The organism is Phaeodactylibacter luteus (assembly GCF_007993045.1).
Classification (GTDB): Bacteria; Bacteroidota; Bacteroidia; order Chitinophagales; family Saprospiraceae; genus Phaeodactylibacter; species Phaeodactylibacter luteus.
In genome coordinates, this window is sequence record NZ_VOOR01000034.1 from 1 (window position 1) to 18,258 (window position 18,258).

An 18,258-nucleotide genomic window follows, 5' to 3' on the forward strand; every position below is an offset into this window, starting at 1 on the left:
CTACACTGCTCAGCCCGTCGCCGTTGCAGAACCACCGCTGGGCGAGGTAATCTGGCGGCGTATCACAAAACCCATCAGCGGCAATGGCACAGTTGGAACCATCGACGAGCTCTACAAAAGCAGTATCGATGATCAGGGTGTCCTCAATCAGGGTATCTTGAAAAAAGGTGTAATCATAAGTGACGAGGGCTGGTGCAGGCTCATCAAACGCGGGCGGTATGCTGCCGTCATAGCTGATGCCGCCTTCCCAGCCCAAAAAGGGGTGGGGCAATCTCAGGGCATGCCCAAATTCATGTGCCCAAGTGTTATCGTTGGGCCCGGAGCAGCCTTTGCTCATGGCAATGCCCGCATACGGCAGGTTGTAGCCGCAGTTGCCGGCAGGGTCGCTCACGAAGTAGATGTTGAGGGTGCTGTCTACGTTGCTGGCAAACATCATGTCGGCACCTTCCAGGACAGAATCATGGGAGTACCAGGCTGAATTGTTGTGGTAGCGGATATCGCCTTTGATAAAAAACTGGATATTGGCCTCGCTATAGCTGCCGTTGAGCTTGCAGAAAGCCTCTTTTAGGCTGGCTACCCTAAAATAGCCTGCCCCATTGTCTGTACCGACAATATGAATGGTAAGGGGGACGTAAAGGGTGCTGTCTGACCGCTGCGGATAAGCCTGTGGGGCACGCTGATAGTTTTTGAGCCATTCGCTTTTGCCAGGGGCGGTCCCGCACGGGGCTTTCCATTGGCCATGCAAAGGGGCTTGCCCCATGAGGGCAGCTGCTGTAGATAAAAATAACGCGATAAGGGATAGCCTAAGGTACATAAGGGTAAGGATTAGCGTGCTGTAAGATAAAAAATCCCGGTGAGATCGGCTCACCGGGATTTTTTATCATTGTGGTTTGGGCATGCTTGGCCTTATTTTATCAAGAGTTTATGGACATCAGACAGCCCCTGCCCGCTAATGCGTACGACATACAGGCCAGTAGCAAGGCCTGCCGTTGAGCATTGGAGGGTGCGTTGCCCCTGTAGGGCATAATTGCGCACAGCCTGCCCTGCTGTATTGCTGATCTGCACATTGACCGTGCCTATTGGTGCTTGCCCGAGCTGTATGTTCAGGTCTTCCCCCTGTTTTAGCGGCTGTGGGAATATTTGGGTTTGGCTTTCTATGCCCTCTTCTCGTGTTGTAGTGAGCGTGCCTACTGAAAAAGTGGATGGCATGCCGGGCGAAGTACAAGCATCGTATTTGCCGTAAGGCTGTACCCGCCACAGGTAAGTGCGGTTGGGCTGCAGATCGGTGAGGGTGATGCTGTTGGTAGAAGTGCCGTAGGTACGGAAGTTGATGGATCCTTGGGTAACGGGGATGAAAAGGTCGAGGTCAACTGCATAGCCAATGGCATTGGGGAAAGGCTCCCAAGAAAGGGTGACGCCGCCCGCCCCTTCGATGATTTCCCCTTCTGCTGGCGAGATCACCGTTACGCTAGTGGTGTCTAGGTAGACGGGGGCGCTTTGGTCATAGAGCAGCCCTGGGCGCTGGAAGTTGATATTGGCGCGCATGGCTTCAATCTGCTCGTTGGAAAAGCGGTTCATGCAGCCATCATTGGAGTAGCTCATAAAGAGGCTGCCGTCGGAGCGGAACAGAGAGTCGACTGGGTCGCGCTGCTGCACATTGCTCTGTCCCTGGCCGTTGCAGTTCCAGCGGTAGCTGAGGTAATCTGCGGGCGTATCGCAAAATCCGTCCCCGGAATTGGCGCAGTTGCTGCCGTCTACGCGCTCCACCTGCCGGTTGTTGACAAAGGCAGGGGTAGGGTCGGCAGGCGAGTAGTCGGTGCCTTCCCATCCGGAAAAAGTATGGGGGAGAGAGAAAAAGTGCCCTAGCTCATGGGACCAAGTGTGGTCGCCAGGCCCGGAGCAGCTTTTGGCCATAGCCACAGCGTTGCCTCCCGGGGAGTAGTAGCCGCAGTTGCCAGCAGGCGAGCTGACGAAGTAGCAGTTGACGGTATTGGGCACGTTGTTGCTCTGCATCATCTGAAAGCCCTGCTGGAAGTTGTGGTCAAAATAATTGTCATTATCGATATAGCGGATGTCCCCTTCTATAAAGAACTGAATATTGGCAGGCACAAAATCTTCATTAATGGTGCATACGGCTTCCAAGAGGGTCGGCATAGGCAGGTAGCCTTCGCCTTCGTCGCTGCCCACTAAGTGTATGGTAAGCGGTATGTAGAGGATGTCTGATGACCGGGTTTGGAAAGCCGATTTATCCTGTTGATAGCGTTGCAGCCACTCGCTGCGGCCAGGGGGCGTGCCGCAATAAGAGGATTGTGCAACGGCAGAGAAGGGTACGAGGAACAGCAGCGCTAGGCTGGCGAGTGTAAATTTCATAGTCATACTAAAGCGTGTGTGGTAAGGGAAAGTATTCCGGTGCCCGTTTGGCGTTTTCCGGCAATGATACGTAAAACAAAGCGCCTGGCAACCGATTTGGTTGGCCAGGCGCTTTACTGTCTGAGGATTTGTCGTTCAGCAGCTAACCGGCGGGTTATTCGCTGACGATGATACGCTGGAATTCCCGTCCGCTCTGGGCGCGGATTTCCAGCAAGTACGCTCCTGCAGGCAGAGGCTGATTGTTGAGCTGAATAACGCTGCTGCCTTGTGCAATAGCGTAAGCGCCCAGATTTTGCAGCAGCTGCCCAGAAAGGCCATAGATGGCGAAGGAAGCTTCAAATGACTGCTTGGACTTGATGGCCACATTGAGCAGGTCAGCAGACTTGAGGGGGTTGGGAGATACTTGGAACTGCTCTACCAGGTCAATATGGCGGGTATCAACAGTACCGCCGGTAGTGAAAGCGCCAGCCCCGGAGAAGTCTGTGCACGCCCGGTAAGCGCTGAATGGGCGCACCCGCCAAAAATAGTTAGTATTGGCGCTTAGGGATTCAATGACCTTGGAAGTGCCATACACTACCTCATCGTATACCATGACGGTATTGGAGAAAGTAGGCAGGCGGGAAATCTGCAGCAGGTAAGCCTGAGCACCCTCTACGGCGTCCCAGTTTAGGTTGACGGCATTGTACCCAGGCACGATCTCGCTGTTGATCGGTGATACCAGCTCAGGTACAGCTGTGATCTCATCCAGTACTGGCACATGGTTGGTCCGGATGCGCTGCCGCTGTATGGACTGATAGTCCGCTTGCATCAGCGCGATCTGATCGTCGGAAAAGAAGTATTCGTCCCGGTCGCAGTTTAGGAAGTAGCTCATGAAAAGGCGCTCTTCGGGGTCCAGCACATCCCCGTTGCGGTCGCGCACTTCTTCAGTAAAGTTGCAGTTATTCCAGCCAAAGCCAAAACCATAGTTGGCAGGAGTATCACAAATCATATCACCAGCATTGTTGCAATTGCTGCCGTCGGCCAGTTCCACGGGGGTTACGCCGTTGGGGGCCACGGTTTGCGTGACCGGGTTGCCGTGTGTGGCTTCATCCCATACTTCGAAATCCCAGCCGTTGAAAGGGTGGGGGAGGCTGAAAAAGTGGCCGAACTCATGCGGCGCGGTGCTATTGCTGCCGCTCACTTCACTTTTCTTGAGCACCAGCCAGTCTTTCGCCGGCGTGTAGTACCCTAGAGTTTGCCCGATGCTCTGCCCGCTGGTGTTGGCGTTGTTCGGGATGAAAACGTTGATGGCATTGTTGTCTTTCTGGAACTCCATGATGGTGTTCTGAGTAGCCGAGTGGTTTTCGTATACGGTATTGTTGTAAATTTCGTTCATGCCGTCCTTCATATAGAACTGGAAACCTACGGGCTCGAAATCTGCATTTAGGGCACAGAGCTGATCGAGGACCCTGGCAGGTGAAATACGCCCAGAGCCGTCTGATTTGCCAATGAGGTGGAATTTGACGGGTATGTAGACGACGTCCCGCTGTACGATGAGGCCTTGTTCCAGGGCTGCTTTGTTTTCAAGCAGGCGCTCTGTAATGAGGTGGGCATCTTCTTGGGTAATGCCACAAGCGGCATGGTGCTGATGCTCCTGAGCGAGCATAGGGGCGGCAAGGCATGCGGCTGTGCAGATAGTCAGCGCTAATTGTTTAAGCATGTGTACTTATTTTTTCTTATCAACGAATGGGGCATTGCTGCGGTTGAAGCAATCAGAAAATAATGTTGGGGGCTCAGTGCAGGACTGAACTGCCCTGACAGGCAAAAGTAGTAAAAAATTGGGGTTGGAAATGTCTGTGAAACACCAAATAGGGCAAAGGGGGAAGGGGGCAAAATGGCTGAGCCCCTCCCACAAGCTTTAGCACAACGCCAAGGCTTGTGGGAGGGGCCGCGATAGGTTAGCGGGCTCAGCCTGTTTAGAAGTTCGGGCAGTTGACACGGGTACGCCAGCTAGCAGGCTGCACATAGATGAAGCTGACTTCAAACGCACCCCGGGAGTTGTTGGCGGTTTTTAAGACAGAGGTGGTCACATCGTAGCTCAGGCCGATGTTCCAGCGGTCCATTTCCAATACTGTTGTCGCGACAATAGCATCGAGTGCAACCCCTGATTCCAGTTGGTTGGACAAGTGGGCCCAGCCTCCAGCGCGGATAGCTACTTCCCGCCAATCTCGGTTGGTATATCTGAAGTTGGCCCCTACCGTGGTGCTGAAGTGTTTGCCCTGCCCCATGACGGCCACAGCCGGCAATAAGCTCAGCCCGCCTGCTAAAGGGAGCTCCCCTCCGGTATGTGCTACCCAGCGCATATCAAGGCTGGAAGTACTGCCTTCTGCAAAGGAGATGTTGGGCTGGTTCAGGTGCATAAGTGAGCCGCCTACATAATAGCTGAGGTTGTCATCAAAGGTAATGTACCACAACAGCCCAGCGTTGAAATCTAAAAAGAGGTCGGTGTTGAGCTCATCTTCAAAGCCCTCACCGTTGTCGCCACCGAAGTCTATAGTGCCATTTTCTTCATTAAACTGCCTGCTGAACCAAAGCCGCTGCCAGTTGAGCCCATGCTGCCCAAACCCGACCTGTGCCCCGGCTACCAGGTATTGGGTGTAAGGGCTGTAGCCAGAGCCGCCGAGCTGTTTCATAAAGGAGGCACCTAAGTGGGCTTTTGAACGGTTGAACCCAGAAAGGCCTACTTCATCCCGCATCGCATTCAGCCCTACGGCAAAGAAGTCGCCCTGCTGTACCCGGAAGCGCATGTCAAAGCTTGCTGCGATGGTACGGTAGGGGTTGTTGTCCAAAATCGCAGGGTAGAGGTCACGGTAGTTAGCAACAAAACGCATCCGGCCTTCAAAGACGCCGGTCATGGCAGGGTTCATCTCAAGCGGTGCTGCGTAAAACTGTGACAGCCGTGGGTCCTGTGCCTGCAGCGCTGCCATGGCTAGCAAAAAGGTAATCAGGGTAAAGGTAAAACGCATAATCTGTTGTTTTTTTAGATCAGGAATGACCACCGGGCACTTTGCTTGTGCGCCCGGTGGCTAGCCAGGCTTATCGTATAAGGGTGGATTGGCCGCTGAAAGCTTCCGCTCTGCCATCCTCGTATTCAACAATCGCTTTCCAGACGTACACGCCAGGCTGTAGCATAACCCCTCTGAAGGAGCCATCCCAGCCGCGGCTGTCGTCATTGACCGGGAACTCTTCTGCTTTGTAGACCATTTCGCCCCAGCGGTCAAAAACTTGGAACTCTAGCACTTGTGTGCCAGATTGCCCGTGCACAACGAGCACGTCATTGGTGCCGTCTCCATTTGGGGTAAACCCAGTAGGGACTTCTACCACTCGTGGCTTGTTGACGTATATCCGGATCTGATCGGTCGCTGTGCAGCCATTTTCGTCCACCCCCCTCAGCTCGTAAAGGATAGAGTATTCTGGCGAAGCTACAGGGTCAGGGCATTTGGTACAGCTCAGTGTGCCACTGTAGGGTGCCGTCCAGTCAAACTGAATGAAGCCTTGCTGGTTTTCAGCAGTCGCCATCAGCTGTATGCTGTCGCCAAGCAATAGCTCTGCGCTGCCAGGGCCTGCGTCAACAATCAGCGCAGGCGGGGCTGGCACGGTCACTTCCTCGAAGGTCGTACAGCCTTTGGCATCCCGGATATAGACGCTGTAAGTGCCGGAAGCCAGCCCAATAAGCGTATTAGAGCCTACAAAAAAGTCATTATCAAGGCTCAGGCGATAGGGCAGGGTGCCGCCTGATGGAGCCGCAGTAATGCTGCCGTTTTCATCCCCGGCACAAACCGGCTGCTCGGCGCTCAGGTCTACCAAGAGCGGCTCAGGCTCTTCAATGCTGAATAGGGCAGTAAACTCGCACCCGTTGGCATCTGTAACGGTATAATCATAACCGCCTGCCGAAAGCCCTGTGGCTATGCGGGAGACCGCACCGGTCGACCAGCTAAAAGCATAGGCAGGGGTGCCGCCGCTCGCGCTCACCACAGCTTCGCCTATTGCGTCGCCAAAGCAGTCGTTGTCTGTTGTTGCTATGCTTGCGGTCAGCTCGGGAGGCTCGGGGACCGTAATGCTGGCCATGCCCATGCAGCCGTTGTCATCGGTAATGGTAAGGGTGTACATGCCTGCAGACAGGTTGGCAGCAGTGTCCTGTTGCTGGCCATCGCTCCAAAGATAGCTGAATGGCGGGTTGTCGCCCTGCACCATCAAAGGGGCTGCCCGGCCATCTTCCCCTCCAAAACAGCTTACGCTATCTGCGCCCAGCTCGGCAGTAATGGCGATAGGGTCTGCCAGAAAGCGCTCGCTCTCTTTTTCGCAGCCTTGCCCATCCGACACTGTCACCGAGTAGGTAATTCCGCCGGCCAGGTTTTCTGTGATGGGGCCATCCTCTCCGGTCGACCAGCTGATGGTGTAATCGTCAAAGGTGGTACCATTGCCGCCGGTAATAAGGTTGATGCCTAAGCGGCCGTCTACAAAGCCGTTGCAGGAAGGGGGGGTCGCAATGACGAGGAAGTTCAAGTCCTCCAGGTCTTCTGGCACAATATCTGCGGTAGCCGTACAGCCGTTCCCATCGGTTACGGTCACGGTATAGCTTATGGTATCAAGCCCAATAGCCGTCGCGGTATTCTGGCCGTTGCTCCAGCTGTAAGAATACCCGCCAGTGCCACCGCTCCCGGTAGCCAGTACCTGATTGGCCTGCTCCCCGAAGCAGCCTTGCTGCACCTGCTCTAGTGAAAGGGCAACGGCTTCCTCGGGCTCAGTGATTGTGGTGCTTGTAGCAAAAACGCACCCGTTGGCATCTGTGATGGTCACATTGGCCTCTCCTGCTGCCCATTGGGTGGAAAGGCTGTCTGTCTGATCATTGCCCCAAACGTAGGTATAAGGCGCAACGCCCCCAGCTGGGATGACAGCTGCTGTGCCATCTTCGCCTCCAGTACAATTGACCGGCGTGGCCGCAAAATTGGCGGAAAGGGGCATTGGCTCCGCTATATTTACGGATTGTGAAATGGTGCACCCGTTGCCGTCAGTAATGAGCACTGTATAGGCCCCAGCTTCAAGCATAGTGGCCGCCGAATCAATCTGATTAAGGGGGTCGTTCCACTCGAAGGCATAGGGGGCAGTGCCTCCTGAACTGATGACCGTTGCGGTACCCGTATTGCCTCCATTGCATAGGGCCGGGGTAGCGAGTATGGTGTCGATGGCCAGCGCATTTGGCGCGGAGAGCGTGGTGCAAATGCTCTCTACACAGTTGTTTCCGTCAGTTACGGTAAGGCAATACGCTCCGCCATTGAGGCTGGTGATTTCTTGGGTAGTGCTCATATTGCTCCAGAGGTAGCTGTAGTCAGGGACACCGCCGGAAACTATAGCCTGAATGCTGCCATCAAAGGTGCTGTTGCAATTGGGGGGCGAAAGCGTAAGCTCGATCACAATAGAGTCTGGCTGTACAAGGGCAGCCGATTCTACAGCTGTACAGCCGTTCTCGTCAGTCACCGTAACGGAATAGCTCCCAGCTTCAAGATCTGAGATAGCAGGCCCGTTTGCTGCAGGGCCGGTGCTCCATTCGTAGGCATATAAGCCTGTGCCCCCATTGGCAGTAACGGCCATTGCGCCTTGCGCTGCTCCGTGGCAGGCAATCAGGTTGGTGACCTGAATGTTTGCGGTCAGGGTATCGGGCTCGGTGAGCCCAAAGGTCAGGGTGTCGGCGCAGCCGAAGTTGTCCGTAGCAATGAGCTCGTAATCTCCTGCGGCCAGATTGGTGAACAGCCCGGTATCCTGAGCCATGCCCCCGTTCAGGGAGAAGGTGATGGGGGCTGTACCCCCGGTGGTGGAAAACAAGGCCTCCCCATCTGAAAAACCAAAACAGCTGGGGTTGATAAGGGTATCCTGAGCAAGCGCCAGATCGCAGAAGTTGATGCCGCAAGTGGCTGAGCCGATCTCAACGGGGCAGTCAAGTACAGCGCCACCGGTATAAACCCGGACCTCAAAAAGCACTTCATCCCCATTCGCGACCCCGTTGAGCAGGTAGGAAAGGTCGGTCGTTGGGCCTTCCCAATCGCCTTGAATGTCGTTGATGGTAATCCGGTATTCGTACTCTGTATACCCCGGCACGGCTGTCCAGGTAAAGGACAGGGCTGTCAGGCTGGCCATATTGCACTCCACCTCTGGTGCAGGAGCATCCGAAATAACCGTAACCGTCACGGTATCAATAGCTTCGCAATTGTAGCTGTCGGTGGCTGTTAGGATATAATCGGTGGTTTGGGTGGGGGTAGCGATAGGGTCTGGGCAATCGTTGCAGGACAGGCCAGCGCCGGACCAGGCGTAGTTGACATCATTTTCTGTAATAAAGGAGATGGACCAAGAAGTGAATTCGCCCACAAAATTGGGTGCAAAAGCATCGGATGCCCTCAGTGTCCACGTCCCGTTGATAGGGCTGCCGGTAAGGGCAGCGAAATTGCCCTCCGGCAGGTAGTCACCGGTAAATGGGCCTGTGCCTGCAGTGATCGGCTGAGGGGCGGTAGGGGTAAAGCAAGTATTGACGTAATTCATAGAGCCTCCCCCGTTGCCTGTGCTGAGCTCAAGGACTTGGCCGTCGGGTGCTTCCAAGAACAGGTTGATGTCCGCATTCCATTCGGTCGTGATATTGAGGCAAACCGACTCGATCTGCGCTGCAGGGTCGGTCAGTGTGGCCTGGGCAATGCTGTTGACATTTATGGTTGGCCGGAAGGGGTTGCTGTTGGGGTAATTCGCGGCTCCGAAAGGCTCTAGGGGGATGGTCTCGAAGGTAATGGTATCTATGCCGCCGGTGCTTGTCGAGACGTCAAACGCTACACTTTCGCCCTCGCAGATGACGGTATCCATAGGCATGGAAAAAATTTCTTCACAGCTGTAGCAGTCGGGGTGGGTAGCTGGCAGCAATGGGATGGTAACGGTAGTGTCGAAGGTGCAGCCAAAATCGTTTTCTACCATGAAGGTATAGTTGACGGTACCCGCATTTTGCGGCACAGCCGCGATAGAATCCTGGCTGTAGTAGGCCAGTGTAGGGTTGTCTACCCATCCCCAATTGGTGATCTGTGGGGTAAAGGTCTCGAGCCTGGCAAAGAGGCTGGCATCAAAATTGATGCCCCACTGAAAAAGCCACCCGTTGTCGGCGCCAAGGTTATCTTGTACCCGTATGGTCCATTCTCCGTTCAGCGGGCAGCCTTCCAGCCCTGCGAAGCTCTCTTGCGGGAGGTAGACCCCTTCCGGGAAATAAGAATCGGAGTAAGTGTGCGTCTGGCCATTCCCATTGCTGGGCACAGTGGTGTAGTTGTAATTGAAGTTGCCCGCTTCGTCGGGCAGGGTGCCAAAGTCGGTATCGGTCATGGAAAAGCAGTAGGAGTAAGGGACACCTGGCGTGAGGTTGCTAGACTGCCCGTCTACGGGGCTAGTGGCGTAGGGCTCCCCAAAATTGGTGCTGCCCACCCCGGAAGGGAAATCCAGGATGTAGACAGACTGCCCGTTGGGGCAGATCACCTCAATGTCGAGGTCGCCCCCGTAGGAGTGCTCCATATCGAGGCAGATGCTGGTGAGCAGGGCCGCATCGCTGAGCACAGCCCCCGGAGGGAATTGATTGAGCGCAATGGAAGTCTGATAACTCGCACCTGTGCCATCAGGCAACAGGAGGGTATCAGAGCGTGTGCCCCCTTGCTGGAAAGAGCCTTCTACCGGCGCTGCTGATACGTCTACACCGGTCATAGCGGTGTCTACGGTTCCCGTCAGCGAAATGGTGTCGCCAATACAGGCGGCTTGTATGGCTACCCCGAAGTTGTATTCCGGATAGGTAGACACCCGCACCCGCTGAGAAAGGAAGTTGGTGTTCTGGCAGCCTTCTTCATCCGTGATGGTAAGCTGTATGGTGTAACCGCCGGGCTCGTTGAACACGTGAGAGACGTTGGGGCCTACGGCCGTGGTGCCATCCCCGAAGTTCCACTCGAAAGTGGAGGTCTGGTCAGATTGGTTATAAAACAAATCATTTTGTGGGTAAACGCCCATGCCTGAGAGCGTGACCCGGTCGCCCGGGCAGATATCAATATATCCGGTATCTGCAGGCTCAATGAGGGGGTCTGTACTGGCCAGATCGGAGTAAATGAGCTGGCAATCCTGAATACAATTGATGCCCGCGCTCCAGCCGGTATCTTCTCCGGCCCCATCCGATTGGAAAGTAATGGTGACACAGCCGGAGGGGTTGGCGGCAGTCGCCTGTATGATGATGCCGTTTCCGTATGTGAGCTGATCGGAGCAGGAGAGCTGGGGCGCAGCGGTGTCTTCCCCGTCATAAAAACAGAGCACGTCACCGGGCTGCACGTTAATGTTGGCGAAGGTCAGTTGTACATTTTCTCCTGCACCGGAAGGGCAGATGGTGACTTCGAGGTCTTCATTAGCACTGTAGGTGCCGTTGTTCCCTCCGGAATCCAGGAATACACCATCGCAAGCTGTAATCATGGCATCCTGCCCCATGATATAGCTTTGGCCAGCCAAATGTTGGAGGCCCAGCAGTGAGAAGCAACAAGCAAAAACAATTTTTGTAGAAACGCTCATGTACCAGGAGATTTCGTTCCCGCCAAGCGCAGGCAAGGCTCCGCCGGGCAGCAGGGTTAATTAAATTGGTCTGTTCAGGGTCGCTTATTTGCCATGCTCCGCAAAGCTCCGGGCTTGCTGGCCCCGTATTTAACGGCCGGCGGGCATGACTGAGATTATGCAAATGGGCAGGGCAGAAGGAACTGGCCTCACGAAGGTGAACCACTGGAATATTGCTGAGCCTTGGCAAGAGGCAGGCACATTCCCGAAAGACCGGGACCAACGGAGTTAAAGTAGGCAGAAAACTTTAGTTGCAGAGAAAGAGCACTGCGCTTTAACCAAAAAAAAGCGCAAGGGTGTCGTGTTCTTTCCAGCAAAGCTAACAAAAAATGATTTCAGTGTAAAAATGAAAGGCTCGGAATTTTCCAGTCTGTACTTCCTTGTTCCGCGGTGCTTCCTGTGGTCACCCTGCCCTCTTGGGCAAAAATATTCTTTTGGGCGGCAAAAAAGATAGCATGCAAACTATTTTAGTGCACCTGTCCGAAATTTGCGAAAATCACAGCACTGCTTTTTTGCAGTCAGAACAAGGGCGCGTGGACCAAAATGCCGCAGGCGCTTGTGCTTTTAGAGCCTGGCATTGGCCTAGCGCTGCGCAGGGGTGTAAGCCCGATAGGGCCGAGCGGACAGCGAGCCCCGGAGCATAGCGGCACCTGCCGGTTGGCAGGGGCAGGCCCCTATCCTTGCGGAGGGGGCAGGCCCAAAAAAACGACAATCTGGTTTGCGCCAGAACAACGCCCGGTTTTCTTACCTTTGCCCAAAACCTAAGGCTAATGCAGATATTGGACGGGAAGGAACTTGCAAAAGAGATACGTCAGGAGCTCGCGGCTGAGGTCGAAAAGCGCGCAGCTATGGGCAAGCGTGCCCCTCATCTTGCAGCAGTATTGGTTGGGGACGACCCCGCCAGTCAAGTGTATGTGCGAAACAAAGTCCGCTCTTGCGAAAAAGTAGGCTTCAGATCGACGCTTATCCGGAAAGGGGCTGACACAACGGAAGCGGAGCTGTTGGGCATTGTGCAGCAGCTCAATGCTGATGAAACCGTTGATGGTTTTATCGTGCAGCTCCCTCTGCCAGGGCATATCAACGAGGAGCGGGTCACTTTGGCAATAGACCCCCGCAAAGATGTGGATGGGTTCCACCCGGCCAATTTCGGCCGTATGGCACAGGGGCTGCCCTGCTACCTGCCGGCTACTCCTGCAGGAGTGATGGAAATGCTGAGGCGATATGAAATCGAAACCTCTGGCAAGGAGGTTGTCGTGCTTGGGCGCAGCAATATTGTGGGCACCCCCATGAGCATTCTGCTTTCCCGAAAGGGCAGCCCGGGCAATGCTACCGTCACGCTCTGCCACAGCCGTACCCAAGATCTGGCAGCGCACACCCGCCGGGCCGATATCTTGGTCGCAGCTATTGGCATCCCGGAGTTCGTCAAAGCGGACATGGTCAAAGACGGTGTTGTCGTCATTGATGTGGGCATCAACCGGGTTGACGCGCCGGGGACCGAAAAAGGGTACCGCCTTTGTGGCGATGTCGATTTCGAATCGGTAGGCTCCAAAGCTAGTTGGATCACGCCCGTGCCCGGAGGGGTAGGGCAGCTGACCGTCGTTTCTCTGCTCATCAACACCCTGAAGGCTGCCAACGGGGAAGTCTTCGCTTAATGGCAAAACCAACTATGGATTATTACCGGTATGTTATTCAGTCTGCGGCCCCTTTGCGGGAAGTGATCATCGCTTTTTTAGGGGATCTGCCGTTCGATACTTTTGAAGAGACGGAGACGGGGCTCAATGCTTATCTGCGCAAGGATGACGATGTAGAGGCTATCGAAGGCCAGCTTTCGGATATTGCGGGGCAGCTTTCTTTTTCTTACACCCGCGAGCTCATCCCACACCAAAATTGGAACAAAGTCTGGGAATCTAATTTCGAGCCCATACAGGTCGGTGGCTTTTGTGGGGTTCGGGCTTCGTTCCATCCCCCTATGGCAGATGTGGCGCACGAAATTGTGATCGATCCCGAAATGGCTTTTGGCACCGGGCACCACGAGACTACTTTCATGATGATGCACCAAATGCAAGGCTTGTCTTTCGAAGGTGGCCGCGTTTTTGATTATGGCTGTGGAACGGGCATTCTTGCTATTCTTGCCGCCATGCTAGGGGCAGAGCAGGTAGATGCGGTGGACATTGAGCGCCCGGCTTATGAAAGCACCCTGGAAAACGCTTCCCGCAATGGGGTCGGGGCAACTGTCCATGCTTTTTTTGGCGACCTTGGGGCTGTCCCGGATAATCAGTACGACATCGTGCTTGCAAATATTAACAGAAATGTAATATTAAACTCCCTCCGTGCGTTGTATGAACGGCTATTGCCGGAAGGCGTGCTTTTGGCCTCCGGGATTTTGCTGACGGATAAAGCGCTGGTCGTAGAAAATGCTGAGTCTGCTGGTTTCCAGTGGTTGGCAGAGGAAAGAAAGGGAGATTGGGCCTGCCTGAAATTCAAAAAAGCTTAGGACCGCAGCCGGCAAAAGCCCCTCATATGAAATATTTGTAATCCGGTCGATGCGTGGGGGAAACAGCCACCTTGGCGGGCCTGAGCCCAAGACCTGCACTGTTGCCCGGTAAAACCTCCGGCTATTGCCGGGCAAAATGTGTCCCCTTGTTCCGTAAACTCTTACTGTTTTTTGCCCTCTTGGGCACTCTCAATGCTGCAACAGCCCAGCGGCTCGAGCGATTCTCCGATAACTCTGCAGAGTTTATCCAGGAGCTGGAAGAATACATGACCTCCAGCAAGCGGAAGCGCTTGGAGGAAGCTTTCAAATCTTTTGCCAGTGTTTTCTCCGGAGGGGTGTTCACAGAAGAAGAGACGCAGCAGATCCTGCAAACGGCCAATGCTATGCTGGAACTGCGCATGACAGCCAGCCCTTATTTTGAGAACTACCTCTTGGGGCTTACTCAAGTCAAGAATACCAACGACCCTGCTGGCACGTTCAAGATGTGGCACCAAACGCTTGGCGATATGCTATCTGCGGTGGAGAACCGCAAGATCCGCCCTTACAATGATTTTTTGGAGTTCTCGGTCTCCTTTTTTGAAGAAAGGGCCCTGCGTGCTTCTTCCGCAGGCGGCACCTCTTGGTTTGCCCTTACTGATGCCTTTTCGTTCAGGGTAGAAAATGGCGAGCCTTTGGTGGCCTTCGAGCAGCTCGACCTGATGGCGCAGCGGCGGACCGATTCCATCTATATTTATGGCACTTCCGGCACCTTCCGGCCTGTGGATAAGCTTTGGGAAGGGCAAGGTGGCAAAGTGACTTGGGAGCGGCACGGGCTATCGCCAGAGGTGTACGCCGAGCTAGGCACCTACCGCCTCGAAATGGTGACTAGCCTTTACGAAGCCCCTGCCTCCCGCCTGCATTACCCGGCCTATTTCGGCAACCGTGCCATTGAAGGCAGTTTTAGCGACAAGCTGGTCTCCGGCAGTGAAGTGGTAGAGGGCTCCTTCCCGCGTTTTGAATCTACTGTGCGCATGCAGGTTGATCAAATTGGGGAGGGCATTGATTTTGAAGGGTACTTCCGCCTGCAAGGCACGACTGTATACGGCTTCGGCAACAAAGAAAACCCTGCGAGAATCGGTATTGCTGACAAAAACAGCAAGGTGTCGTTCCGGGGGGCAGCGGAGCTGTTCACCATACGGAGGGCAGAGCGCATTTCCGGGCAAAGTGTAGAGGGCGTCCTTTACTTCGACCAAGACTCCATTTATCACCCCTCGGTGAACGTCCGGTTTGATATTGATGAACGGGAAATGACGCTTTCGAGGGGCGACAAAGCTACCGACCGGAACCCTTTCTTCAGCTCCCTCCATAGCATTCATTTGTACGCCAATACGATGACGGCTTATTTTAACGGGGACTCCATCGCCATAGGCAGGAGCAAAGTGCCTTATCAGCGCAAGGAGGATGTGATTTTTGAATCGCTGGATTTCTTTACCCAAAACGATTACCGGACGCTGCAGAACATCGCATCGGTCAACCCGATTGCGATTTTGAAAGTGCTGCATGATAAAAACAACAAGCAGCGGTCTTTCCCTGCCCAGCAGGTTGCTCAAATGCTTAACCCCCGCTTTGGGGTAGATAACATCAAAAGCCTGCTCTATGAAATGGTGGAGCGCGGCTTTGTGAATTATTACCCTGAAGACGAAGTGGTTGAGATAAAAGATAAAGTGCTGCTCTATGCTGATGCTTACCGGGAGCTTGTAGACTACGACGTCCTCCGCTTGGCTTCTAAAACGGACAGCACCAATGCGGTCATGGACTTGAACACCAGCCGTATTGATGTGAGAGGGGTGTCGCAGGTGGAGTTCAGCGCCAAGCAGAAGGTAGCCATGAAGCCGGAGGGCGGGCGCTTGTTTATGAAAAAAGGACGGGATATCGATTTTGACGGCCTAGTGTTTGCAGGGCTGACGACGATGGAGGGGAAAGATTTCCATTTCAAGTACCAGCCTTTCCACGTGGGCTTAGACTCCGTTCGGTTCTTCGACTTGTACGTCCCATCTGGCAATTTGGTCGACGGCCAGCCGGAAGCCCTTTCTATTGGCTCCCGCATTGAGCACCTGACCGGGGTGCTGCTGATCGATGCCCCTTCCAATAAATCAGGCAAAGAGGACATCCCGATGTTCCCCTCCCTTCAGAGCAAGGACAACAGCTTCGTCTTTTATGATTACGCTTCGGCACAGAACGGGGCATACATGCGGGACAGCTTCTTCTTTCAGGTGTACCCCTTTAGTTTCAACCACCTGGATTTTTACAATAGGGAAGACGTACAGTTTGGCGGCGAGCTGCACTCGGCGGAGATTTTTCCAGTCTTTGAGGAAACGGTCTCTCTCCAGGAGGATGAATCGCTTGGTTTTATCCATGATACTCCGGGCGGGGGCTACCCCGCTTACCAGGAAAAGGGCAATTTTGTAGGGGAGCTTTCCCTTAGCAACAAAGGGCTGCTGGGCAATGGCAATGTGACTTACCTCGGTGCTGCCATCGAATCGGAGGATATCATTTGGATGCCGCAGCAGATGCTGGCCAGTGCCAAAGAGTTCAAGCTGGAAGAAGACCGGGGCGGGGACGTGGAAGTCCCCCGGGTACGCGGCAATGATGTTAAAATCGACTGGCGCCCATACCAGGACAGCATGTACATCCGCTCCGAAGAAGAGTCTTTCCGCCTTTTTCAGGAAGAGGCCCATACTTTGGCCGGCACCCTCATCCTCACGCCGGGCGGTTTGAAGGCTAATGGCGAACTGGACTGGGCACGGGCTACCATGAACTCCAAACTCTTCTCCTTTGGCGCCTTTTCCTCCACTGCTGATACCACAAGCGTGCGCATCAAAACCCAAGACCTTGAGGCTATCGCTTTGTCTACTTCCAACGTGAAGTCAGATGTCGACTTTGATGAACAGCAGGCGACCTTCAAGGCGAACGAGGAGTTTCTGAAGACACGCCTGCCTGCTGTACAATATCAGACCTCTATCAACGAGTTTACCTGGGACATGGCTGAGGAGTCCATTACTTTCAGGGCGGCACCTGATAAGCCTGGCCGGTTCACTTCTATACATCCCGACCAGGACTCCCTGAATTTTGAAGGGAAGGAAGCTTTTTACGACTTAAAAACCGATGAACTGCAAGTGAGTGGCGTGCCATTTATGATTGCTGCCGATGCTTTTGTGTACCCAGACAGCGGCTTGGTGCAGATTGGCCGGAACGGGGCGATGGCTACCTTGGAAAATGCCCGTATCGTAGCCGATACCCTCAATCAGAACCACGTCATCAACCGGGCGACGGTCGATGTTAAAGGGCGCCGCCTTTATAAGGCGTCCGGCTTTTATGAGTACAATATTGGCGAACGGGAACAGGAAATTGAATTTACGGACATCATCGGCCAGCCTATGGGCAAGGGGAGTTACTCGGAGAAAAATGTCATCACTACCGGTCAGGGGGAAGTAACGGCTGAGGATGAATTTTATATTGACCACCGCACCAAATTCCAGGGCACTATCAGCCTGCGCGCACAGACCAAAAACTTGGCTTTTGATGGGTTCGCTCAGTTAGATGCCGACCGCTTGCCTTACAAATACTGGTTTTCGGTGAAGAGCGAAGCCGATAAAAATGACCTGGCCATACAGTTTGATGAGCCCAAAAATCTGGATGGTGCCCCTTTAGCTACAGGTTTTTTCCTGAGCAAAGAGACCGCTGAAATCTACCCCAGGGTAATGATGCCCCTGTTTTTCCGAAAAGACCGCGGCATTTTGCCGGTCAAGGGCATTTTCAAGTATAACCCTCAAAAGGACTACTTTATTTTCGGGGATTCCGCCAGGGTAGCGGCCAACGATATGCGTGGCAATCAGCTGATCTTCAACAATAAAACGGGCAAGCTCGAAGGCAGAGGCCGTTTCAACCTTGGCTCTGGCCTCAGCTACATCAGCCTCGATGCTTCGGGCACCATCGAATCTGTATACCAGGAGCAGATCAACCCCGAAGAACTGATCATTTCGGACACCATGTCCCTTATCCCCAATACCAATCAGATGCAGGGGGGGGAACAGCGGTACGAAATCGACGCCGAATTCATGAGCGGCGTAAAGCTGATCGTGCCGGACAAGCTGCTGAAGATCATGATGGACGACATTCAGTCCATGAGTTTTGATGCCAAGCCGATTGTTTACCTTACGGCCCTCGATTTTTATCGGGATGCGCTGATGAACCTCCTGCCCCCGGGCGAAGATGCTCAAAAAGCGCTGGCTACTTTGGGCAACGGTATTTTGGATATCCCCAAACGGGCCAACCCCTACACTTTTCTGTTCTCCCGCCTGCCTATGAAGTGGGATGCGGAGTACCAGTCCTTCGTCTCCAAAGGCGATAAGCAAGGGGTGGTCTCCATTGCAGGGGAACCGCTGAACAAAGCCCTGGAATGTTATGTGGAGTATAAAATGCCGACCAACGATGACGACCGGGTATACATCTACCTCAAGTCGCCTAGCGAGCTTTTTTACTTTTTTGGCTACAAGCAGGGCATTCTGAGCATCACTTCCAATAATCCTTCTTTTATGGACGAACTGAACGCCATAAAGCCGAAGGACTTGATACAGAAAATGGATGATGGGAATACCTACGAGATACAGCCCGTAGATGTAGGCTCGGCCCGCTTATTTGTCAACCGGGCCAAGGCTGCTCAGCAAAAGAAATAGCCCTTTCTGAATCTCGGCAAACACAATCGGTTTTTT

The 18,258-nt window shown here is 53.9% G+C and carries 8 protein-coding genes and 1 pseudogene; 4 read left to right on the top strand and 5 right to left on the bottom strand.

What is annotated here, in order from left to right; genetic code table 11:
* The 5 genes and pseudogenes from FRY97_RS15165 to FRY97_RS15185 all read right to left on the bottom strand — a co-directional run.
* A pseudogene (locus FRY97_RS15165) lies at window positions 1-814 on the bottom strand (zinc-dependent metalloprotease); the annotation flags it as partial.
* 92 nt (window positions 815-906) lie between these two features.
* Window positions 907-2,370 (bottom strand): T9SS type A sorting domain-containing protein, encoded by a 1,464-nt coding sequence (locus FRY97_RS15170; protein ID WP_170254677.1) that lies wholly within the window; start codon window positions 2,368-2,370, stop codon window positions 907-909.
* Window positions 2,371-2,524: 154 nt separating this feature from the next.
* Complete coding sequence (locus FRY97_RS15175) at window positions 2,525-4,069, bottom strand: zinc-dependent metalloprotease (RefSeq protein ID WP_147168406.1); 1,545 nt, start codon at window positions 4,067-4,069, stop codon at window positions 2,525-2,527.
* A 256-nt stretch (window positions 4,070-4,325) separates the two neighbouring features.
* Window positions 4,326-5,375, bottom strand: a complete 1,050-nt coding sequence (locus FRY97_RS15180; protein WP_147168407.1) for a PorP/SprF family type IX secretion system membrane protein — start codon at window positions 5,373-5,375, stop codon at window positions 4,326-4,328.
* A gap of 70 nt (window positions 5,376-5,445) precedes the next feature.
* Window positions 5,446-10,974: a proprotein convertase P-domain-containing protein gene (locus tag FRY97_RS15185; protein WP_147168408.1), complete on the bottom strand. Its 5,529-nt coding sequence runs from the start codon at window positions 10,972-10,974 to the stop codon at window positions 5,446-5,448.
* Between the two features lie 145 nt (window positions 10,975-11,119).
* On the opposite strand from FRY97_RS15185, the gene FRY97_RS23225 reads away from it, so the two are divergent.
* The 4 genes from FRY97_RS23225 (at window position 11,120) to FRY97_RS15200 (ending at window position 18,222) form a co-directional block, all read left to right on the top strand.
* Window positions 11,120-11,245, top strand: a complete 126-nt coding sequence (locus FRY97_RS23225) for a hypothetical protein (protein ID WP_262712243.1) — start codon at window positions 11,120-11,122, stop codon at window positions 11,243-11,245.
* A gap of 538 nt (window positions 11,246-11,783) precedes the next feature.
* Entirely contained in the window at window positions 11,784-12,665 is an 882-nt protein-coding gene (gene folD, locus FRY97_RS15190) for a bifunctional methylenetetrahydrofolate dehydrogenase/methenyltetrahydrofolate cyclohydrolase FolD (RefSeq protein ID WP_147168409.1), read from the top strand.
* A gap of 14 nt (window positions 12,666-12,679) precedes the next feature.
* Window positions 12,680-13,507: a 50S ribosomal protein L11 methyltransferase gene (gene prmA / locus FRY97_RS15195; RefSeq protein WP_170254678.1), complete on the top strand. Its 828-nt coding sequence runs from the start codon at window positions 12,680-12,682 to the stop codon at window positions 13,505-13,507.
* A gap of 146 nt (window positions 13,508-13,653) precedes the next feature.
* Window positions 13,654-18,222: a hypothetical protein gene (locus FRY97_RS15200; protein WP_147168411.1), complete on the top strand. Its 4,569-nt coding sequence runs from the start codon at window positions 13,654-13,656 to the stop codon at window positions 18,220-18,222.
* Window positions 18,223-18,258: the final 36 nt, after the last annotated feature.

Excerpts from the sequence above, each read along its gene's own strand:
- prmA (WP_170254678.1), top strand. The coding sequence starts at position 12,680 with ATGGATTATTACCGGTATGTTATTCAGTCTGCGGCCCCTTTGCGGGAA.
- FRY97_RS15175 (WP_147168406.1), bottom strand. The coding sequence starts at position 4,069 with ATGCTTAAACAATTAGCGCTGACTATCTGCACAGCCGCATGCCTTGCC.
- FRY97_RS15180 (WP_147168407.1), bottom strand. The coding sequence starts at position 5,375 with ATGCGTTTTACCTTTACCCTGATTACCTTTTTGCTAGCCATGGCAGCG.
- FRY97_RS15170 (WP_170254677.1), bottom strand. The coding sequence starts at position 2,370 with ATGAAATTTACACTCGCCAGCCTAGCGCTGCTGTTCCTCGTACCCTTC.
- FRY97_RS15185 (WP_147168408.1), bottom strand. The coding sequence starts at position 10,974 with ATGAGCGTTTCTACAAAAATTGTTTTTGCTTGTTGCTTCTCACTGCTG.
- folD (WP_147168409.1), top strand. The coding sequence starts at position 11,784 with ATGCAGATATTGGACGGGAAGGAACTTGCAAAAGAGATACGTCAGGAG.
- FRY97_RS23225 (WP_262712243.1), top strand. The coding sequence starts at position 11,120 with ATGACTGAGATTATGCAAATGGGCAGGGCAGAAGGAACTGGCCTCACG.